The organism is Streptomyces sp. NRRL WC-3742, assembly GCF_000720635.1.
In the GTDB taxonomy this organism is placed as follows: domain Bacteria; phylum Actinomycetota; class Actinomycetes; order Streptomycetales; family Streptomycetaceae; genus Kitasatospora.
On record NZ_JOCF01000071.1, the window covers coordinates 1 to 16,190 of the forward strand.

Genomic DNA, 16,190 nt, shown 5'->3' on the forward strand with positions numbered 1-16,190 from the left:
GGGCTGCGTGGGGGTGGGTGGGGCCGCTCAGGAGGGCACGGTGGGGGGCCGCTCGGCGAGCTGGGGGTGGTTGGTGCACCCCTGGTCGCGCACCAGCGCCTGGGCGACGCGGAAGGCGGCGTCGGCGCGGATCTGGTGCAGCCGGGTGAGCGGGGTGCGGTCGGTCCATTGGCTGCCGCTGACCGTGACCTCGATGTACGGCTGCGGCGGGAACGACGAGGGGTTGGCGGGCGGCGGCTCGTCGCAGCGCAGCATCAGCTGCACGGTGCCGTTGTCGAAGTACCAGCCCTGGGCGGCCGGGCCGAAGTCCAGGGAAGCGGGGCGGATCGGGGCCCAGCCGCCGGACTCCGCCTTCGTCTTCGCCTTCTGGCCGTTCTCGTCCTGCCGCAGGGCGCTGATCCCGAGCAGCCCGCGCGCCCGGTCCCTGGTGTCGCCGTCCAGGTCCCGCTCGGAGACGGTGCAGAAGGCCCCCGTGTTCTTCGGGTCGGACGGCGAACCGTTCTGCGACTCGGTCGAGCGGTAGCCCTCGTCGGTCATCGCCCGGAGGTCGTCCCCGGTCAGGGCGCCCCAACAGGCGCTCTGCGGCGCCTCGATGCCGGTCGGCGGTAGGTTCCAGTACCAGAGGCCGCCTCCGGCACCGGCGAGCAGGGCCGCGCCGAGGGCTATGGCCAGGGCGCGGGGTCGGCGCGGACGCTCAGCCACCGGCCGTCTCCTTCGCGGCCGGGACGGTGGGGGCGGCCGCGGGCAGCTGCACCTGGTTGGTGCACTCGTACTCGGCGGCGGCGACCCGGCCGACCTTCAGGGCGACGTCGGCGTACGCCTGGCGGGCCCGGGCCTTGGAGGCGCCCTCGATCGCGTCGCCGCGGACGCTGACCTCGACGTAGCGCGCGGGTTGGGCGTTCGGGTCGGCGCCGGGGACCTTCCGTACGGCGAAGTCGCAGCGGATGTACAGCTCGATCCGGGGGCCGGTGAACTCCGAGAGCAGGCCCTCCGCGCCCGGGCCGAAGTCCAGCGGGACGAGAGGATCGGTGGGGCTGCTCTTCCTCACCCCGTTCCAGGCGGGCGCGACCTCCACCGAGAGGAGGTCGCGGCGGTCGCCGCCCCCGGCCGGCTCCCACTGGACGACGCAGAGGGTGCCCCGGACCACCGGCTCCTCCGGGGAGGTCGGAGTCTGGATGCGGGGCGCCCCGGTCGCCGTCGCCTTGCCGTGCTTCGCGGCGAGCGGCTTCAGGTCCTCCCGGGAGAGGGCGGACCAGCAGGCGCTCTGCGGGAGCTCCAGGGTCTGCCACGGCGCCCATGACCAGAGTGCGAAGCCGCCGGCGAGGGCCAGGGCGAGGGCGGCCGACACCCAGGTCCGCGGCCGGCGCCACCACGAGGGCAGCCTCGGGATCGACTCCGCCTCGTCCGTCGTACGTTCCGTCACGTGATCCGTCCCCCCGGGTGAAAGTCCGTGTGCAGCCTAGCGAAGGCGATGCCGTCCTGTGACAGGAGCGTCCCGCCGACGGTGTGCGGAGCCGCACATTGCCCCGCTCTCGCGGCCCGTGCCAGAGTGCCCGACATGGTGCACCCCCTGGCGTACGAGACCCCCACCGCCCCCGCCCAGGTCTTCGACTGGCTCGACGAGACCGCCGCGCTGCGGGCCGAGGCCGGGCTGACCCGCACCCTGCGCAGCCGCGAGGCCGAGGACGGGCTGCTCGACCTCGCCGGGAACGACTACCTGGGGCTGACCAGGCACCCGGCGGTCACCCAGGCCGCCGCCGAGGCCGCGCTGTGCTGGGGCGGGGGCGCGACCGGCTCCCGGCTGGTCACCGGGACGACGGCGCTGCACACCGAACTCGAGGAGGAACTCGCCGAGTTCTGCGGGGTGGAGGCCGCGCTCGTCTTCTCCTCCGGGTACACCGCCAACCTGGCGGCGCTCACCGCGCTCACCGACCCGGACACGCTGATCGTCTCCGACGCCTACAACCACGCCTCCCTCATCGACGGCTGCCGCCTCTCCCGCGCCGACGTCCACCGCGCCCCGCACAGCGACCCGGACGCCGTCCGCGAGGTCCTCGCCGGACGGGCGCAGCGGCGGGCCCTGGTCGTCAGCGACTCCGTCTTCTCCGTGGACGGCGACGCGGCCCCGCTGCGCGAGCTGTCCGCCGCCGCCCGCGCGCACGGCGCCGCCCTGCTCGTGGACGACGCCCACGGGCTGGGCGTCCTCGGCCCCGGCGGCACGGGCGCCCTCGCGGCGGCCGGGCTGGCCGGGGAGCCGGACACCGTCGCCACCGTCACCCTCTCCAAGTCGCTCGGCTCCCAGGGCGGGGCCGTCCTCGGCCCGCGCCGGGTGATCCGCCACCTCACCGAGACCGCGCGCACCTTCATCTTCGACACCGGGCTCGCCCCCGCCGCCGCCGGCGCCGCCCTCGCCGCCCTGCGCCTGCTGCGCGCCGAACCCCACCGCGCCGACCGCGCCCGCGAGGTCGCCCGCACCCTCGCCGCCCGCCTCACCGCCGCGGGCCTGCACGCCTGCGACCCGGACGCGGCCGTGGTCTCCGTCCGCGCCCCCGGCCCCGAGGCCGCCGTCACCTGGGCCGCCGACTGCCGCCGCGCGGGCCTGGCCGTCGGCTGCTTCCGCCCCCCGTCCGTTCCGGACGGCATCTCCCGGCTGCGCCTGACCGCCCGCGGCGACCTCACGGGCACCCAGATCGCCGACGCCGTCCGCACCATCGCCGACCTGGCCCCGGACGGCGCCCGGGGCGGGTGCTAGAAATCCCTGGTGAACGACCTGCTGGATGATCAGCCCGAACCCTCGACCCGGCGCGTCTTCGTGGCCCTGGCCCCGCCCGACGAGGCCAAGGACGAGCTGGCCCGGGCCCTCCGACCGGCCTACGACGGCTACCCGCGGCTGCGCTGGAACCGCATCGAGGACTGGCACATCACCCTCGCCTTCCTCGGCGAGCTCCCCACCACCGCCGTACCGCCGCTGCGCACGGCCCTGGCGGCCCTCGCCCCCGAGCAGCCCGCCCTGCACCTCGGCCTGCGCGGCGGCGGCCACTTCGACGACCGGCTCCTCTGGGCGGACATCGACGGCGACCTCGAAGGACTCCACCGCCTCGCCACCGACGTCCGCGCCCTGGTCCGCTCCTGCGGCATCGACTTCCTCACCCGCCCGCTGCGCCCCCACCTCACCCTGGCCCGCGCCCGCCGCGACGACCCCGTCAGCGTCCCCGAGGCCGCCGCCGGCCTCGAAGGCTTCCACGGCCGCCCCTGGCGCGCCGAACGCCTCCACCTGTGCGGCAGCAACATCGGCCGCGGCCCGGGCCCGATCCACTACCGCGACCTCGACTCCTGGTTGCTGGGCCCGCCCGAAGGGCAGTAACGCCACCGGCCATGGCCAAGGCCAGGTCGCCCGCCGGTCAGGGGGTGAGGTCGATGATGCGGACGGGCTCGCCGGTCCAGCGCTTGGGTTCGGCGGTGGCGACGACGGCGCCGGCGGGGCGCTCCGGAGTGGGAGCGGCGGCGTGGCGGGTGTGGGCCTGGGACCAGGTGGTGTCGGTGGCCACGACCAGGGCGGCCGGGAGGTCGAGCTCGAGGACGGTGACGCCGGGCAGCGCGGCGAGGTGTTCGGCTGTGCCGGGGCGGGCGCGGTCCGCCTCGACCAGGGCGCAGGCGGGTGCGTAGAGGTACCAGCCGGGCTCGGCGTGGGCGCGGTGGATGAGGCGGGAGGCCAGGAGGTTGCCGCGGCCGGCCGCGACCATGGCGGTGTCGTCGAGGACGACGTGCAGTTCGGTCACCGGATCTCCGTCTGGGCGAGGCGCCGGTCGAGTTCGGCGTCCAGCAGCTGCGTGTGCGCGGGGTCGGGGTCGTAGCCGTTCCACGCCTTGAGGGCGGCGCGGGCCTGTTCGGCGCGTTCCGCGCGCTCGGCCGGGGTGAGCAGGGTCTCCGCCAGCTGGGCGAGGTACGCGCGCAGGGAGAGGTGCTCGGCGGCGGCGATCTCGGCGAGTCTGTCGCGGGCTTCGGCGGGAATCCGGATGTTGGCGTCGGCCATGGGGGGCGCTCCCTTCGGTCGGTGCCAGCGTATGGGTACGCACCCGTACCCGCCAAGGCGCCGGGGGCGCTCGCGCCCGGGCTCGCGCCCCTGCGGCATCGGTTTCGGTTCGGCGGGCGGTCATCGATTGATCGCTCGTATGTCGATCGGATCTTCGCCTGTATCGGCTAGCCTGCCCCCGGCACTGTAACGCGTGGTGCGCGTGGGGGAGTTGATGCCCGGTTGATCGTTCGGGGACGACGCTCCGCGCCGCCGCGCGCTCGATGAGGGGGAAACCGATGTCCCGTACGACCCACCGCCGTACCGCCGCCGTGGTTGCCGCGGCCGCCACGGCCCTGCTCGCCTTCAGCGGCGCCGCTGCGGCCGCCGCGCCGCTGTCCGGGGCCGAGGCGACGATCGCCGTCGGGGCGCGCAACGCCGCTCCGGTGGTCAGTCCTGACGGCGCCACGGCGTACGTCGTGGTGACCGAGGCCGACAACACCTCCACCGTGAAGGCGGTGGACACCCAGAGCGGTGCCGTCACCGGGCGGCTGGTGCTGGGCACCCTGCAGTGGGGTACGCACCCGGCGCTCAGCGCGGACGGGTCGCGGCTGTACGTGCTGGACGGGCAGCGGCTGAGTGTGGTGGACACCGCCACGCTGACGCTGCGGGCCACCCTCACCCTGCCCGACCAGCCGCGTCCGGCGGGCTGGGCCGCGGGTTCGACCTCCGGTCTGGCGTTCGGCCCGGACGGGGCCACCCTGTACGTGTCCCAGAGCGGCCCGACGGCCTACCGGCAGAACGGGCAGAGCCGGATCCTGGCCTTCGCCACCGCGCAGCAGGCGTTCACCACCTCCGTGCAGATCCCGGCCCCCTACGTGGGCGCCCCCGCGGCCCGGCCGGGCACCGGCGACGTGTACGTGGGCAGCAGCCAGGGCGTGGTCCACGTGGCCCAGGCGGCCACCGCGCCCGTCGTGGCCGGCACCGTCCAGGGCACCGCCTCGAACCTGGACTACAACCTGGCGTTCACCCCCGACGGCAAGCGCCTGTTCGGCCTCGCCGAGCTCGGCACCGGCAACAGCACCGTCATCGACCCGGCCACCGACACCGTGACCCGCACCTTCCACGCCGCCGGCAGCGGCGACACGCTGGAGAACCCGCAGGTCAGCGCGGACGGCACCCGGCTCTACGTCGCCGACACCAACTACGGCACGAGCAGCGCCTCCGTGCTCGCCCTGGACACCGCCACCGGCGCGCCCGTGGCCGTCGACGGCGCCCGCGACCTCGACGAGGAGAGCCTGACGGGCCTGGCGCTGGGCCCCGACGGCCACACCTTCTACGTGGGCGGCACCGTCGGCCTGACCGCCAACCTCCAGATCGTCGCCCACTGACGGAGTGGCACTACGGATGTAGTGGCACTACTGCAGTAGTGCCACTACATCCGTAGTCACCGGCGGGCTCAGGCGCCGTCGGAGGAGAGGAGCACCTCCGCCCCCACCGGCCGGTAGCCGGCCGCCTGGAAGGCGCGGACGCTGGGGGCGTTGCCCGGGGCCTGCTGCGCCCAGAGGACGGCGCCCTCCGGCAGGAGGTGCCGGGCCGCGGTGGCCAGGGCGCGGCCCAGGCCCCGGCCACGGGTGTGGGGGTCGACCTCGATGGCGGCCTCCCAGCGGCCGGCGAGGCCCCGGCCGAGGACGAGGAGGCCGCCGTCCGCCGTGAACACCCGTACGTCCTCGCGGTAGTCGAGGGCCCGCACCACCCGGGGGTGCTCCCGGTCGAGGACCTCGGTGAGCGGCAGCGGCGGCTCGCCCGGCAGTCGGTCGGCACAGGTGAGCAGGTCGATGGCGCCGACGACGAGGCCCGTGCGCGCGGCCAGCGCGGTCAGGAACGGCGGACACAGCGGCGCGGCCAGCGGGTCACCGGGGACGGCGGCCAGCGTCTCCTCCACCCAGGCCGGGTCCTCGTCGACGAACACCACCGCGTGCGCCGCGAACGCCAGCACCCCGAGGTCGCGCGGCGAGGGCTGCGCCACCACCGTCACCGACCCGTCCGGCGGCGGGAAGACCCCGCCCGCCGCGTCCGCCAGGATCTCCGCCAGCCCCCGCACGCCCATCTCGGCCCACCCCTTTGACGATTTCGCAGACGATCGATCGACAGCGAGCGCAGCCTAACCGTTCGAACGCCGCGCCCGGCTCGGCTGTACCCGGGTGGGCTCGCCCGCCGCCTTGGGGTGGTCGGGCGGGTACGGGAGTTCGCCGAAGCCCTCGTCGCGGACCTGCTTCTCGTACAGCTCCAGCAGCCCCTCCAGCCGGAAGGCGTGGTCGTCCATCTCCGCGTTGAGGTCGCCGAGTTCGGCGAACCGCTCCGGTACCGTCCGCAGGTCGAAGTCCTCGGGCGAGGCGTCGTCCAGCTCCTCCCAGCGCAGCGGGGTGGAGGCGGTGGCGCGGGGCCGGGCGCGCAGGGAGTAGGCGGAGGCGATGGTGCGGTCGCGGGCCATCTGGTTGTAGTCGACGAAGATCCGCTCCCCGCGCTCCTCCTTCCACCACGCGGTGGTCACCGCACCCGGCATCCGCTGCTCCAGCGCCCGCCCGAGGGCGATCACCGCGTGCCGCCCGTCGATGAACGTCCACTCGGGCACCAGCGGTACGTACACGTGCACGCCGCGCCCGCCGGAGGACTTCGGCCAGCCGCGCAGCCCGAACTCGCCGAGCAGCGCCCGCAGTTCGTGGGCCACGCGGGCCGCGTCGTGGAAGTCGGTGCCGGGCTGCGGGTCGAGGTCGATGCGCAGCTCGTCCACGTGGTCGGTGTCGGCGCGGCGCACCGGCCACGGGTGGAAGGTGAGGCAGCCGAGGTTGGCGGCCCACAGGACGGCGGCGGGCTCGGTGGGGCAGATCTCGTCGGCGAAGCGCCCGCTGGGGAAGGCGATGCGGGCGGTGGGCAGCCACTCCGGCAGGCCCTTGGGCGCGCGCTTCTGGTAGAAGAACTCGCCCTCCACGCCGTCCGGGAAGCGCTGCAGCGTGGTGGGCCGCTCCCGCAGCCCGCGCAGCACCCCGTCCGCGACCGCCAGGTAGTACTGGGCGACGTCCATCTTGGTGAAGCCGCGCTCGGGGTAGTACACCTTGTCCGGGTTCGACAGCCGGACGCTCCGCCCGGCGACTTCCAGTTCCACGGCAGCGCCCATGCGTCTCACGCTAAGCGCGCCGCGCCCACCGCGCGCCCCGAGGCGATGCGGGCGAGGATCGGGGGCATGGACCTGCCCGTGATGCCACCGGTGGCGCCGATGCTCGCCAAGTCGGTGGCCAAGATCCCGCCGGAGATGCAGTACGAGGCCAAGTGGGACGGCTTCCGCAGCATCGTCTTCCGCGACGGCGACGAGATCGAGCTCGGCAGCCGCACCGGCAAGCCGCTGACCAGGTACTTCCCCGAACTGGTCGAGGCGTTCCGGCGCGAGCTGCCCGAGCGCTGCGTGCTGGACGGCGAGGTGGTGATCGCCCGGGACGGGCGGCTGCGCTTCGAGGAACTGCTGGAGCGCATCCACCCGGCCGCCAGCCGGGTGAGGCTGCTGGCCGAGCAGACCCCCGCCTCCTTCGTCGCCTTCGACCTGCTCGCCCTCGGCGACGCGTCCTACCTGGACGAGCCGCTGTCCCTGCGCCGGACCACCCTGGAGGAGGCGCTGGAGGGCGCCCGCGACCCGGTGTTCACCGCCCCCGCCTCCACCGACCGGGACGTGGCGCAGACCTGGTTCGCCGAGTACGAGGGCGCCGGACTGGACGGCATCGTCGCCAAGCCGCTGGACCGGCCGTACCGGCCGGGGGAGCGGACCATGTACAAGATCAAGCACGAGCGCACCGCCGACTGCGTGGTCGCCGGCTACCGGGAGCACAAGAGCGGCCCGGTGGTCGGCTCCCTGCTGCTGGGCATCTTCGACGAGGAGCAGCGGCTCCAGCACGTCGGCGTCTGCGCCGCCTTCTCCATGGCCCGCCGCGCCGAACTCGCCGAGGAACTCGCCCCGTTGAGGACGGACGACCTCGCCGCGCACCCCTGGGGCGCCTGGGCGGAGGAGTCCGCGCACGCCGAGGGCCGGCTGCCCGGCGCCGTCAGCCGCTGGACGGGCGGCAAGGACCTCTCCTGGATCGCGCTGCGCCCCGAGCGGGTGATCGAGGTCGCGTACGACCACATGGAGGGCACCCGCTTCCGGCACACCGCGCAGTTCCGCCGCTGGCGGCCGGACCGCACCCCGGAGAGCTGCACCTACGCGCAGCTGGAGGAGCCGGTCTCGTACGACCTGCGGCGGGTGCTCGGCATCTGAGGCAAGGCCCCTGAAGCAACGCCAGCAGCCCGAACCGACCTATCGGTTCGGGCTGCTGTGCGGTGTCCTCAGGTGCCCTCAGGAGTCGGACTCCTCCTCGTCGGAGAGCTTGGCCGAGCCCGAGGGCGCGGGCGTCAGCGTTCCCAGCGACGGACGGGGCTCGATCGCCGACGGCGAGGCCGTGGAGGGCGAGGCCGAGGGGGAGGCGGCGGAGGCCGACGGCGAGGCCGACCCCGAGGCGGGCGGGGTGGGCAGCGTGTAGACGTTGTTCGGCGAGAAGATCTGCGTGATCGCCCGCGCCAGGAACGTCGATGGCTCCGAACCCTCGTGCGAGATGTCGGTGTTGAGCAGCACGACCATGGTGGCCTTCGCCTCCGGCAGGTACATCACCACGCTCTGGTACCCGGGCAGCGAGCCGTTGTGGCCGACCCAGCCGTGCGTGGTGAAGATCCCGAAGCCGTAGCCGAGGTCCGGCGTGCCGACGCCCCGGTACTTCAGCCGCTCCGCCTGGGTGGCGGGCTTGATCAGCGGGTCCCCGGTGGCCAGCACCTTGGCCCAGGTCTGCAGGTCGGAGAGGGTGGAGATCGCCGCGCCGGCCGCCCAGCCCCAGGAGGGGTTCCAGTCGGTGGAGTCCTGGACGTCGCCGTTGAGGGTCTGGTTGGTGTAGCCGTGGGCGTGCGGGGTCGGGAAGGCCGCGTCGGTCGGCAGGTTGGTCTTGGTCATCCCGACCGGGCCGAAGACCTGCTGCCCGAGGACGTCGGTGAGCGACTTCCCGGTGAGCTTCTCGACGAGCACGCCCAGCAGGACGGCGTTGGTGTTGGAGTACTCGTACTGGGTGCCCGGCGGGAAGTTCGCCGGGTGCTTGAACGCGTAGGCGAGCAGCTCGTCCGGGGTGAAGGGGCGCTTGGGGTCGGAGAACAGCGCGTGCTGGAAGTCCGGGTCGAAGCTGTAGCTGTACAGCCCGCTGCGCATGTCGCCGAGGTCGCGGACGGAGATCTTGTCGCCGCCGGGCACGCCCTGGACGTACTTGGAGATCGGGTCGTCCAGGCCCACCTTGCCCTGGTCGACCAACTGGAGGACGGCCGTGGCCGTCATGGTCTTGGTGACGCTGCCGACCCGCATGTAGAGATCGGGCGACATGGGCGTCCCGGAGGTCTTGTCGGCGACGCCGAAGGCCCGCTGGTAGCTGCCGTCCGGCGTGGTGAGGCCGACGATCACGCCGGGGACGCCGACCTGGCTCATCGTCTGCTTGATCGCGGTGTCCAGCCTGGAGGTCACGTCCGGCGTGAACGGCACGACCGCGCCGCCGGAGGAGGCCGCGGTCGAGGGGGACGGGCTGAGCGCGGCCGGTGCGGCGGTGACGACGGCGCCCGCGGCGGGCTCGGCGGGCTTGGACGAGCCGGAGCAGGCCGCGGTGGTGAGCAGGCCCGTCAGCGCGAGGGCCGCGGAGGCCGCGCGTACGGAGCGGTGGGCGGCCGGGCGGGGCCGTCGGGTCTGGTGGGTCATGGGTCGGGAGCGCCTCTCTGCGGCGGAGGGCCCCGGAGCGCGAAGGACGGCTCCACGGGGCCGCGGGGGAGCGTCGCCACCGTAAGCACCGCCTCCGCCCGGCCGCGCGCGGGTCGACCGTCCGATGATCCGAACGGGCCCGCCGTCAGTCGAGTGGCCCGATCCGGGTGGCGGCCGAAGCGAGCGCCCCTGCGGCCGGGGAGCAAGCCCTCCCGGCCGGAGAGCCTCTCGGTCGGGGAGCCTCTCGGTCGGGAGCGCGCCCGCGCGGCCGGGGAACACGCCCCTGTCAAGTACCTGCGACCGGCCGGTGGTTGGTGTCGCGACGGACGCGGCGCGCTCCGCCGGACGGGTGAGCACCGGCACGCCGCGGACGCCCGCGGGGCGGGCTCGGGCACGATCGTTCAGCTCAGCTGTGACCGTCCTTAAGAATTCCTCGATGGACCGCACCCCCTCCCACCAGGCAGATTTCTGCTCGAAGCCGTACCAGATCCGCACGTCAGGAGCCGTGGCCCGTGAAGGCACTCGTCAAGCAGAAGGCCGAGCCCGGTCTCTGGATGATCGACGTCCCCAAGCCCGAGATCGGCCCCGGCGAGGTGCTGATCAAGGTGCTGCGGACGGGCATCTGCGGCACCGACCTGCACATCCGCAAGTGGGACGGCTGGGCGCAGCAGACCATCAGGACGCCCATGACCATCGGCCACGAGTTCGTCGGCGAGGTCGCCGAGATCGGCGCCGCCGTCGCGGACATCGCGATCGGCGACCTGGTCTCCGGCGAGGGCCACCTGGTCTGCGGCAAGTGCCGCAACTGCCTGGCCGGCCGCCGCCACCTGTGCCGCAACACCATCGGCCTGGGCGTCAACCGCGACGGTGCCTTCGCCGAGTACGTGGCCTTGCCCGCCTCCAACGTCTGGGTGCACCGGGTGCCCGTCGACCTGGACGTGGCCGCGATCTTCGACCCCTTCGGCAACGCGGTGCACACCGCGCTGTCCTTCCCGCTGGTCGGCGAGGACGTGCTGGTCACCGGCGCCGGCCCGATCGGCATCATGGCCGCCGCCGTCGCCAAGCACGCCGGCGCCCGCAGCGTGATGATCACCGACGTCTCCCCGTACCGCCTCGACCTGGCCCGCCGGGTCGGCGTGACGCTGGCGCTGGACGTCTCCGAGCACACCATCGAGGAGGGCCAGCAGAAGCTGGGCCTGCGCGAGGGCTTCGACGTCGGCCTGGAGATGTCCGGCCGCCCCGAGGCGATGCAGTCGATGATCGCCAACATGACCCACGGCGGGAAGATCGCCATGCTGGGCCTGCCCGCCGACGACTTCCCGGTCGACTGGGCGCGCATCGTCACCTCGATGATCACCATCAAGGGCATCTACGGCCGCGAGATGTTCGAGACCTGGTACGCGATGTCCGTCCTCCTGGAGGGCGGCCTGGACCTCAGCCCGGTGATCACCGGCCGCTACGCCGCGGACGACTTCGAGGACGCCTTCGCCGACGCCGCCGGCGGCAACTGCGGCAAGATCATCCTCGACTGGACCGCCTGAGTCCTGGTCCGCCTGAGCCACCCGCCGATCCGCTTTTAGGAGTCATCCGTGTTCGACAACGTCCGCGCCGACGTCGCCGCCACCCTCGACGAGATCCGCGAGGCCGGCCTGTTCAAGCCCGAGCGGGTGATCGGCAGCCCGCAGAGCGCCGCCGTCACCGTCACCGGCGGCGGGAAGCCCGGCGAGGTGCTCAACTTCTGCGCCAACAACTACCTGGGCCTCGCCGACAACCAGGAGGTGCTGGACGCCGCCAAGGACGCCCTCGACCGCTGGGGCTACGGCATGGCCTCCGTCCGCTTCATCTGCGGCACCCAGGACGTGCACAAGGAGCTGGAGGAGCGCCTCTCGGCCTTCCTCGGCCAGGAGGACACCATCCTCTACTCCTCGTGCTTCGACGCCAACGGCGGCGTCTTCGAGACCCTGCTCGGCGCCGAGGACGCCGTGATCTCCGACGCCCTCAACCACGCGAGCATCATCGACGGCATCCGCCTCAGCAAGGCCCGCCGCCACCGCTACGCCAACCGCGACATGGCCGACCTGGAGAAGCAGCTCCAGGACACCCAGGACGCCCGCCGCCGCCTGATCGTCACCGACGGCGTGTTCTCCATGGACGGCTACGTCGCCCCGCTGCGGGAGATCTGCGACCTGGCCGACCGCTACGACGCGATGGTCATGGTCGACGACTCCCACGCCGTCGGCTTCGTCGGCGCGGGCGGCCGCGGCACCCCCGAGCTGCACGGCGTCATGGACCGGGTCGACATCATCACCGGCACCCTCGGCAAGGCGCTCGGCGGCGCCTCCGGCGGCTACGTCGCGGCCCGCCGCGAGATCGTCGCCCTGCTGCGCCAGCGCTCCCGCCCGTACCTGTTCTCCAACTCCCTCGCCCCGGTCATCGCGGCCGCCTCGCTGAAGGTGCTCGACCTGGTCGAGAACTCCAACGAGCTGCGCGAGAAGCTGGCGGCCAACACGGCGCTGTTCCGCACGAAGATGACCGAGGCCGGGTTCGAGATCCTGCCCGGCGACCACCCGATCGCCCCGGTGATGATCGGCGACGCGGCCAAGGCCGGGAAGCTCGCCGAACTGCTGCTGGAGCGCGGCGTGTACGTGATCGGCTTCTCCTACCCGGTGGTGCCGCACGGCCAGGCCCGCATCCGGGTGCAGCTGTCGGCGGCCCACTCCACCGAGGACGTCGAGCGCGCCGTCGCGGCCTTCATCGACGCCCGCGACGCCCTCGAGACGCCCGAGGCGTAACCCCCTGAGCCGCCCGTGGGCGCGGTCCGCTCGGAACCGGACCGCCCCCACGGGCTCACGACCGCCGTGCGGCGCGGCGCATCGAAACCCGCGCCGCACGGCCCCCCAAGACCAACTGCCCCACCCTCCCGCTTCGGGGGTGGGACGACGGCCCGCCCGTCGTCCCACCCCCGTTCGCGGTTTCGGCGGAGACCCGACGGGTCAGAGAACGCGGCGGAACACGTTGGTGAGGGTGTTGTCCTCCCCCGGAACCAGGGTGCCGCCGACGGCGTCGAACAGCACCGTGCCGCCGGTGGCGTCGACGTACGGCTGGTCGGAGCCGGCGGTGGCCTGGCCGCCGTCCGGGGTCAGGCTGACCCGCTCGATCCGGCCGGTCGCCACCTCGCGGCGGAACACGTCGCTCGCCTGGTTGGTGTCGCCGGGGACGATGTTCTCGGCGGTGGTGTCGAAGTAGATCCAGCGGCCGTCGGCGGTCATCACCGGGTCGTAGGAGCCCTCGGTCGTGGTGGTGCCGGGCAGGGAGGTGTTGACCACGGTGACCCTGCCGGTGGCCAGCTCGTGGGCGTAGACGTCCATGCGGATGCCGTGCGAGCCGGGCCGGGGGCCGACGCCGTAGGTCGGCAGGCCGTACAGCGCGAAGCGGCCGTCGGGGCTGATCCGGGCGTCCGTCAGGCCGACGCCGCGCTGGGCGCCGGTCTCGTCCACGCTGGCCTCGACGATGCGGCCGTCGGCGGCGGACCAGACGTAGTACGGGTAGAAGCGCGGGCCCGCCAGCTCGGCTTCTGTCGTGGCGCCGGGCGCCTGCGGGGCGAGGTTGGAGGCGCGGGAGACGAAGCCGACCGTGCGGCCGTCCGCGCTGATCGTCGGACGGTAGGAGTGGTTGTCGGCGCCCGTGCCGTCCGTGGAGGCGGTCACCAGGCGGGTGGTGCGGGTCCAGCGGTCGGTCACATAGATGTTGATCTTGCCGCGGTGGATGCCCGTGGCCAGGTCGGTGCGGTTGGAGGCGTAGGCGACGTAGCGGCCGTCCGCGCTCAGGGTGGGGTTGTCGGCGCTGCGGATGCTCTCGTCGTCGGTGGTGGCGAGGGTGCCCGCGGTGATCAGCTCGGTGCGGCCCGTCCAGCGGTCGCGGACGAAGACGTCGCTCGCGTGCTTGGCCTGGCCGGGCACCACGTCGGTGGCGGTGGTGCTGAACGCCACGTACCGGCCGTCGGCGCTGATCGAGGCGTCCGAGGTGGCGGCGTCCAGCTTCGAGCCGTCGTCGGCGACGCTGACCCTCTCGATGTGGCCGTTGCGCAGGTCCCGGACGTACACCTCCACGGCGTTCGGCGTGCCCTCGGAGGGCAGCAGGTTCGTGGCCGCCGAGGAGAACAGCGCCGAGCGGCCGTCCGCGCTCAGCCCGAGCGCCGTCGAGGCGCCGTCCAGCTGCTCACCCTTGAAGCCCTCGCTCACCCGAGCCGTCTGCCCCTTCGGCGGACGGGCCTGGGCGGCGGGCGACGCGGCGCCCGCCACGACGACCGCGACCAGGACGCAGGCCGTACGGGCGAGCCGGCGGCGCGCGGTGCTCATGCTGCGTGCGGTGATCATTCTTCCTCCCCTGACGAACGACTGACGGCTCACGGAGCCGCCGGGTCCAGGGCTGCCCCCGGGACCCGGACCGGGCACGAGCCAAGCGCCGCCCGTGCCCGGACGTCAACGAACCCGCCACCGAAGCCGAAGGATCTCGTCCGGAAATACGTCGCCGGCGTGGACGGACCCGGGCGCTCCGCCGGGACAGCCCCGCCGCGCTGGCAGAATTGAGCTGTGATCGACGCACGACGGCTGCGGACCCTGCGGGCCGTGGCGGACCACCGCACGGTGACCGCCGCGGCGGCCGCGCTCTACCTGACCCCCTCCGCGGTCTCCCAGCAGCTGGCCGCCCTCGAGCAGGAGACCGGGCACCACCTGCTCGCCCGCGAGGGCCGGGGCGTGCGGCTGACCGCCGCCGGCGAGATCCTGCTCGGCCACGCCGACGCCGTGCTCGCCCAGCTGGAGCGTGCCGAGGCCGACCTCGCCGCGTACAGCGGGGGAGTGGCCGGGGAGGTCACCGTCGCCTCCTTCGCCACCGGCATCTCGCACGTCCTCGCCCCCGCCATCGGCCTGCTCGCCGAGCGGGCGCCCGGGGTGCGGCTCAAGGTGCAGGACGCCGAGGGGGACGCCAGCCTGCCGATGGTCCTGGACGGGCGCGCCGACCTCGCCGTGGCCGTCGAGTACCGGGGCGCGCCGCGCGCCGACGACTCCCGGCTCACCAGGGTCCCGCTGTACGCCGAGCCCTTCGAGGCCGTCCTGCCGCTGGACCACCGCCTCGCCGCCGACACCGGCCCGCTGGCCGTCGGCGCCCTCGCGGACGAGCCCTGGATCGGCCCCTACCCCGGCAACCCCTGCCACGACGTGGTGCTGCTCGCCTGCGAGCACGCCGGGTTCCAGCCCCGGCTGCTGCACTCCTCCGACGACTTCCGCGCCGTCGTCGCCCTCGCCTCGGCGGGCGCGGGCGTGGCCCTCGTCCCGGGCTCGGCGCTGCGCGGCGTCGACCTCTCCCGGGTCGCCGTGCGGCCCCTGGACAGCGACCTCGCCACCCGCCGCGTCTTCGCCGCCGTCCGGGCGGGGGCCGACGGCCACCCGCTGATCCGGCCGGTGCTCGACGCCCTCGCGGAGGCGGCGGCCGAAGGCGCGTAGAGCGGCCGAAGGCGCGTGGAAAAGCCTGCGGCTGCTCGGCGTCCCGAACCGGGCGGCGCCGCCGTGGTGCTCGGCGGGGCGTCCCGGCAAGGGCGGCCGTGCAGCCGCTGGATCATGGGGCGATCGTCCGTCTCCGCGTTTCCGTCTCCGCGTTCCTGTTCCCGCGTTTCTGTCTCCGCGTTTCCGTCCCCGCGAAACGGTACCGATCGGTTCCGACTGAGAGGACGGTACCGATCGGTGCCGTTTGGCGTCAAGGGTCGGTAGGATCGTTCGCATGGCAGTCAACGCACGGGCGCGCCTGCTGGCCACGGCCGAGTCCCTCTTCTACGCCTACGGGATTCACGCGGTGGGCGTCGAGCGCATCCTCTCCGAGTCCGGTGTGGGCCGGGCCTCCTTCTACCGGCACTTCGCCTCCAAGGAGGCCCTGGTCACGGCCGTCCTCGAAGCCCGCGACGCCCGCTGGCGGGCCTGGCTCACCGAACGGGTCGCGGCCTACGGCGGCCACCCGCTCAACGTCTTCGACGCCCTCGCCGAACGCTTCGCCGCCCCCGACTACCGCGGTTGCGTCGCCATCACCACCATGACCGAGATCGCCGACCGCACCAGCCCCGCCCGGCAGATGGCCGCCCTGCACAAGGTCCGCGTCGTCGACCTCGTCGAACAGCTCATGCGCGACGCCCAGGTGCCCGAACCCGACATCAGGGCACGGCAGTTCGCGCTCCTCATGGACGGCGCCATCGTCACCGCCCTGCGCGAGGGCACCCCCGAGGCCGCCTGGCGCGCCCGCAGCATCGCGGAGTCCCTCCTGGCAGCCTGAGTCATTCCGCATAGGGTGGGCCGGGCCCGGCCCGCGCGACGTACG

The 16,190-nt window shown here is 73.9% G+C and carries 16 protein-coding genes; 8 read left to right on the plus strand and 8 right to left on the minus strand.

All coding sequences use genetic code 11. The annotated features are described in order from the left end of the window. Window positions 1-27: 27 nt before the first annotated feature. Entirely contained in the window at window positions 28-702 is a 675-nt protein-coding gene (locus IH61_RS0131700; protein WP_031076174.1) for a hypothetical protein, read from the minus strand. Beyond that, window positions 695-1,423, minus strand: a complete 729-nt coding sequence (locus IH61_RS41835; RefSeq protein ID WP_037973628.1) for a hypothetical protein — start codon at window positions 1,421-1,423, stop codon at window positions 695-697. Before IH61_RS41835 ends, IH61_RS0131700 begins: the two co-directional genes overlap by 8 nt. 135 nt (window positions 1,424-1,558) lie before the next feature. Between IH61_RS41835 and IH61_RS0131710 the strand changes: the two genes are divergently transcribed. Beyond that, window positions 1,559-2,752, plus strand: coding sequence for an 8-amino-7-oxononanoate synthase (locus tag IH61_RS0131710; RefSeq protein WP_051838425.1), 1,194 nt, complete (start codon window positions 1,559-1,561; stop codon window positions 2,750-2,752). Window positions 2,753-2,761: 9 nt separating this feature from the next. After that, the gene (thpR, locus tag IH61_RS0131715) at window positions 2,762-3,364 is read left to right on the plus strand and encodes an RNA 2',3'-cyclic phosphodiesterase (RefSeq protein ID WP_031076178.1); all 603 of its coding nucleotides are present in this window, start codon (window positions 2,762-2,764) and stop codon (window positions 3,362-3,364) included. Between the two features lie 37 nt (window positions 3,365-3,401). Here the strand turns inward: thpR and IH61_RS0131720 are convergent, their stop codons facing one another. Both IH61_RS0131720 and IH61_RS0131725 read right to left on the minus strand, forming a co-directional pair. Then, a complete protein-coding gene (locus tag IH61_RS0131720) occupies window positions 3,402-3,770 on the minus strand; it encodes a hypothetical protein (RefSeq protein ID WP_031076185.1) in 369 nt (122 codons plus the stop codon). A 5-nt stretch (window positions 3,771-3,775) separates the two neighbouring features. Beyond that, window positions 3,776-4,033: a hypothetical protein gene (locus IH61_RS0131725; RefSeq protein WP_031076187.1), complete on the minus strand. Its 258-nt coding sequence runs from the start codon at window positions 4,031-4,033 to the stop codon at window positions 3,776-3,778. 278 nt (window positions 4,034-4,311) lie between these two features. Here IH61_RS0131725 and IH61_RS0131730 point away from each other — a divergent pair, with 278 nt between their 5' ends. Continuing rightward, window positions 4,312-5,403 carry a hypothetical protein gene (locus IH61_RS0131730; protein WP_031076189.1) on the plus strand — a complete coding sequence of 364 codons (1,092 nt, stop codon included), beginning with the start codon at window positions 4,312-4,314 and terminating at the stop codon, window positions 5,401-5,403. A gap of 68 nt (window positions 5,404-5,471) precedes the next feature. On the opposite strand, the gene IH61_RS0131735 is transcribed toward IH61_RS0131730, so the two are convergent. Together IH61_RS0131735 and ligD are read right to left on the minus strand one after the other, a co-directional pair. Next, window positions 5,472-6,122 carry a GNAT family N-acetyltransferase gene (locus IH61_RS0131735; protein WP_031076191.1) on the minus strand — a complete coding sequence of 217 codons (651 nt, stop codon included), beginning with the start codon at window positions 6,120-6,122 and terminating at the stop codon, window positions 5,472-5,474. Window positions 6,123-6,176: 54 nt separating this feature from the next. Further along, on the minus strand, window positions 6,177-7,190 hold the full coding sequence (ligD, locus tag IH61_RS0131740) for a non-homologous end-joining DNA ligase (protein ID WP_199823418.1): 1,014 nt from the start codon (window positions 7,188-7,190) through the stop codon (window positions 6,177-6,179). Window positions 7,191-7,256: 66 nt separating this feature from the next. Here ligD and IH61_RS0131745 point away from each other — a divergent pair, with 66 nt between their 5' ends. Continuing rightward, window positions 7,257-8,318 carry an ATP-dependent DNA ligase gene (locus IH61_RS0131745; RefSeq protein ID WP_031076196.1) on the plus strand — a complete coding sequence of 354 codons (1,062 nt, stop codon included), beginning with the start codon at window positions 7,257-7,259 and terminating at the stop codon, window positions 8,316-8,318. Window positions 8,319-8,396: 78 nt separating this feature from the next. Here IH61_RS0131745 and IH61_RS0131750 read toward each other — a convergent pair whose 3' ends face one another. Beyond that, window positions 8,397-9,824 (minus strand): serine hydrolase domain-containing protein, encoded by a 1,428-nt coding sequence (locus IH61_RS0131750; RefSeq protein WP_078911546.1) that lies wholly within the window; start codon window positions 9,822-9,824, stop codon window positions 8,397-8,399. 512 nt (window positions 9,825-10,336) lie between these two features. Here IH61_RS0131750 and tdh point away from each other — a divergent pair. Both tdh and IH61_RS0131760 read left to right on the plus strand, forming a co-directional pair. Continuing rightward, window positions 10,337-11,365, plus strand: a complete 1,029-nt coding sequence (gene tdh, locus IH61_RS0131755) for an L-threonine 3-dehydrogenase (protein ID WP_031076201.1) — start codon at window positions 10,337-10,339, stop codon at window positions 11,363-11,365. A 48-nt stretch (window positions 11,366-11,413) separates the two neighbouring features. Beyond that, on the plus strand, window positions 11,414-12,616 hold the full coding sequence (locus IH61_RS0131760; RefSeq protein WP_031076203.1) for a glycine C-acetyltransferase: 1,203 nt from the start codon (window positions 11,414-11,416) through the stop codon (window positions 12,614-12,616). 201 nt (window positions 12,617-12,817) lie between these two features. On the opposite strand, the gene IH61_RS0131765 is transcribed toward IH61_RS0131760, so the two are convergent. Further along, window positions 12,818-14,200 (minus strand): PD40 domain-containing protein, encoded by a 1,383-nt coding sequence (locus IH61_RS0131765; protein ID WP_051838426.1) that lies wholly within the window; start codon window positions 14,198-14,200, stop codon window positions 12,818-12,820. Between the two features lie 216 nt (window positions 14,201-14,416). On the opposite strand from IH61_RS0131765, the gene IH61_RS0131770 reads away from it, so the two are divergent. Beyond that, complete coding sequence (locus tag IH61_RS0131770) at window positions 14,417-15,328, plus strand: LysR family transcriptional regulator (RefSeq protein ID WP_031076207.1); 912 nt, start codon at window positions 14,417-14,419, stop codon at window positions 15,326-15,328. A 274-nt stretch (window positions 15,329-15,602) separates the two neighbouring features. After that, entirely contained in the window at window positions 15,603-16,145 is a 543-nt protein-coding gene (locus IH61_RS0131775; RefSeq protein WP_031076209.1) for a TetR/AcrR family transcriptional regulator, read from the plus strand. Window positions 16,146-16,190: the final 45 nt, after the last annotated feature.

What these genes read in the sequence shown, in the direction of transcription:
- IH61_RS0131745 (WP_031076196.1), top strand. Translation starts at nt 7,257, where the DNA reads ATGGACCTGCCCGTGATGCCACCGGTGGCGCCGATGCTCGCCAAGTCG.
- IH61_RS0131765 (WP_051838426.1), bottom strand. Translation starts at nt 14,200, where the DNA reads ATGATCACCGCACGCAGCATGAGCACCGCGCGCCGCCGGCTCGCCCGT.
- IH61_RS0131710 (WP_051838425.1), top strand. Translation starts at nt 1,559, where the DNA reads ATGGTGCACCCCCTGGCGTACGAGACCCCCACCGCCCCCGCCCAGGTC.
- IH61_RS0131775 (WP_031076209.1), top strand. Translation starts at nt 15,603, where the DNA reads ATGGCAGTCAACGCACGGGCGCGCCTGCTGGCCACGGCCGAGTCCCTC.
- IH61_RS0131735 (WP_031076191.1), bottom strand. Translation starts at nt 6,122, where the DNA reads ATGGGCGTGCGGGGGCTGGCGGAGATCCTGGCGGACGCGGCGGGCGGG.
- ligD (WP_199823418.1), bottom strand. Translation starts at nt 7,190, where the DNA reads ATGGGCGCTGCCGTGGAACTGGAAGTCGCCGGGCGGAGCGTCCGGCTG.
- IH61_RS0131725 (WP_031076187.1), bottom strand. Translation starts at nt 4,033, where the DNA reads ATGGCCGACGCCAACATCCGGATTCCCGCCGAAGCCCGCGACAGACTC.
- IH61_RS0131730 (WP_031076189.1), top strand. Translation starts at nt 4,312, where the DNA reads ATGTCCCGTACGACCCACCGCCGTACCGCCGCCGTGGTTGCCGCGGCC.
- IH61_RS0131750 (WP_078911546.1), bottom strand. Translation starts at nt 9,824, where the DNA reads ATGACCCACCAGACCCGACGGCCCCGCCCGGCCGCCCACCGCTCCGTA.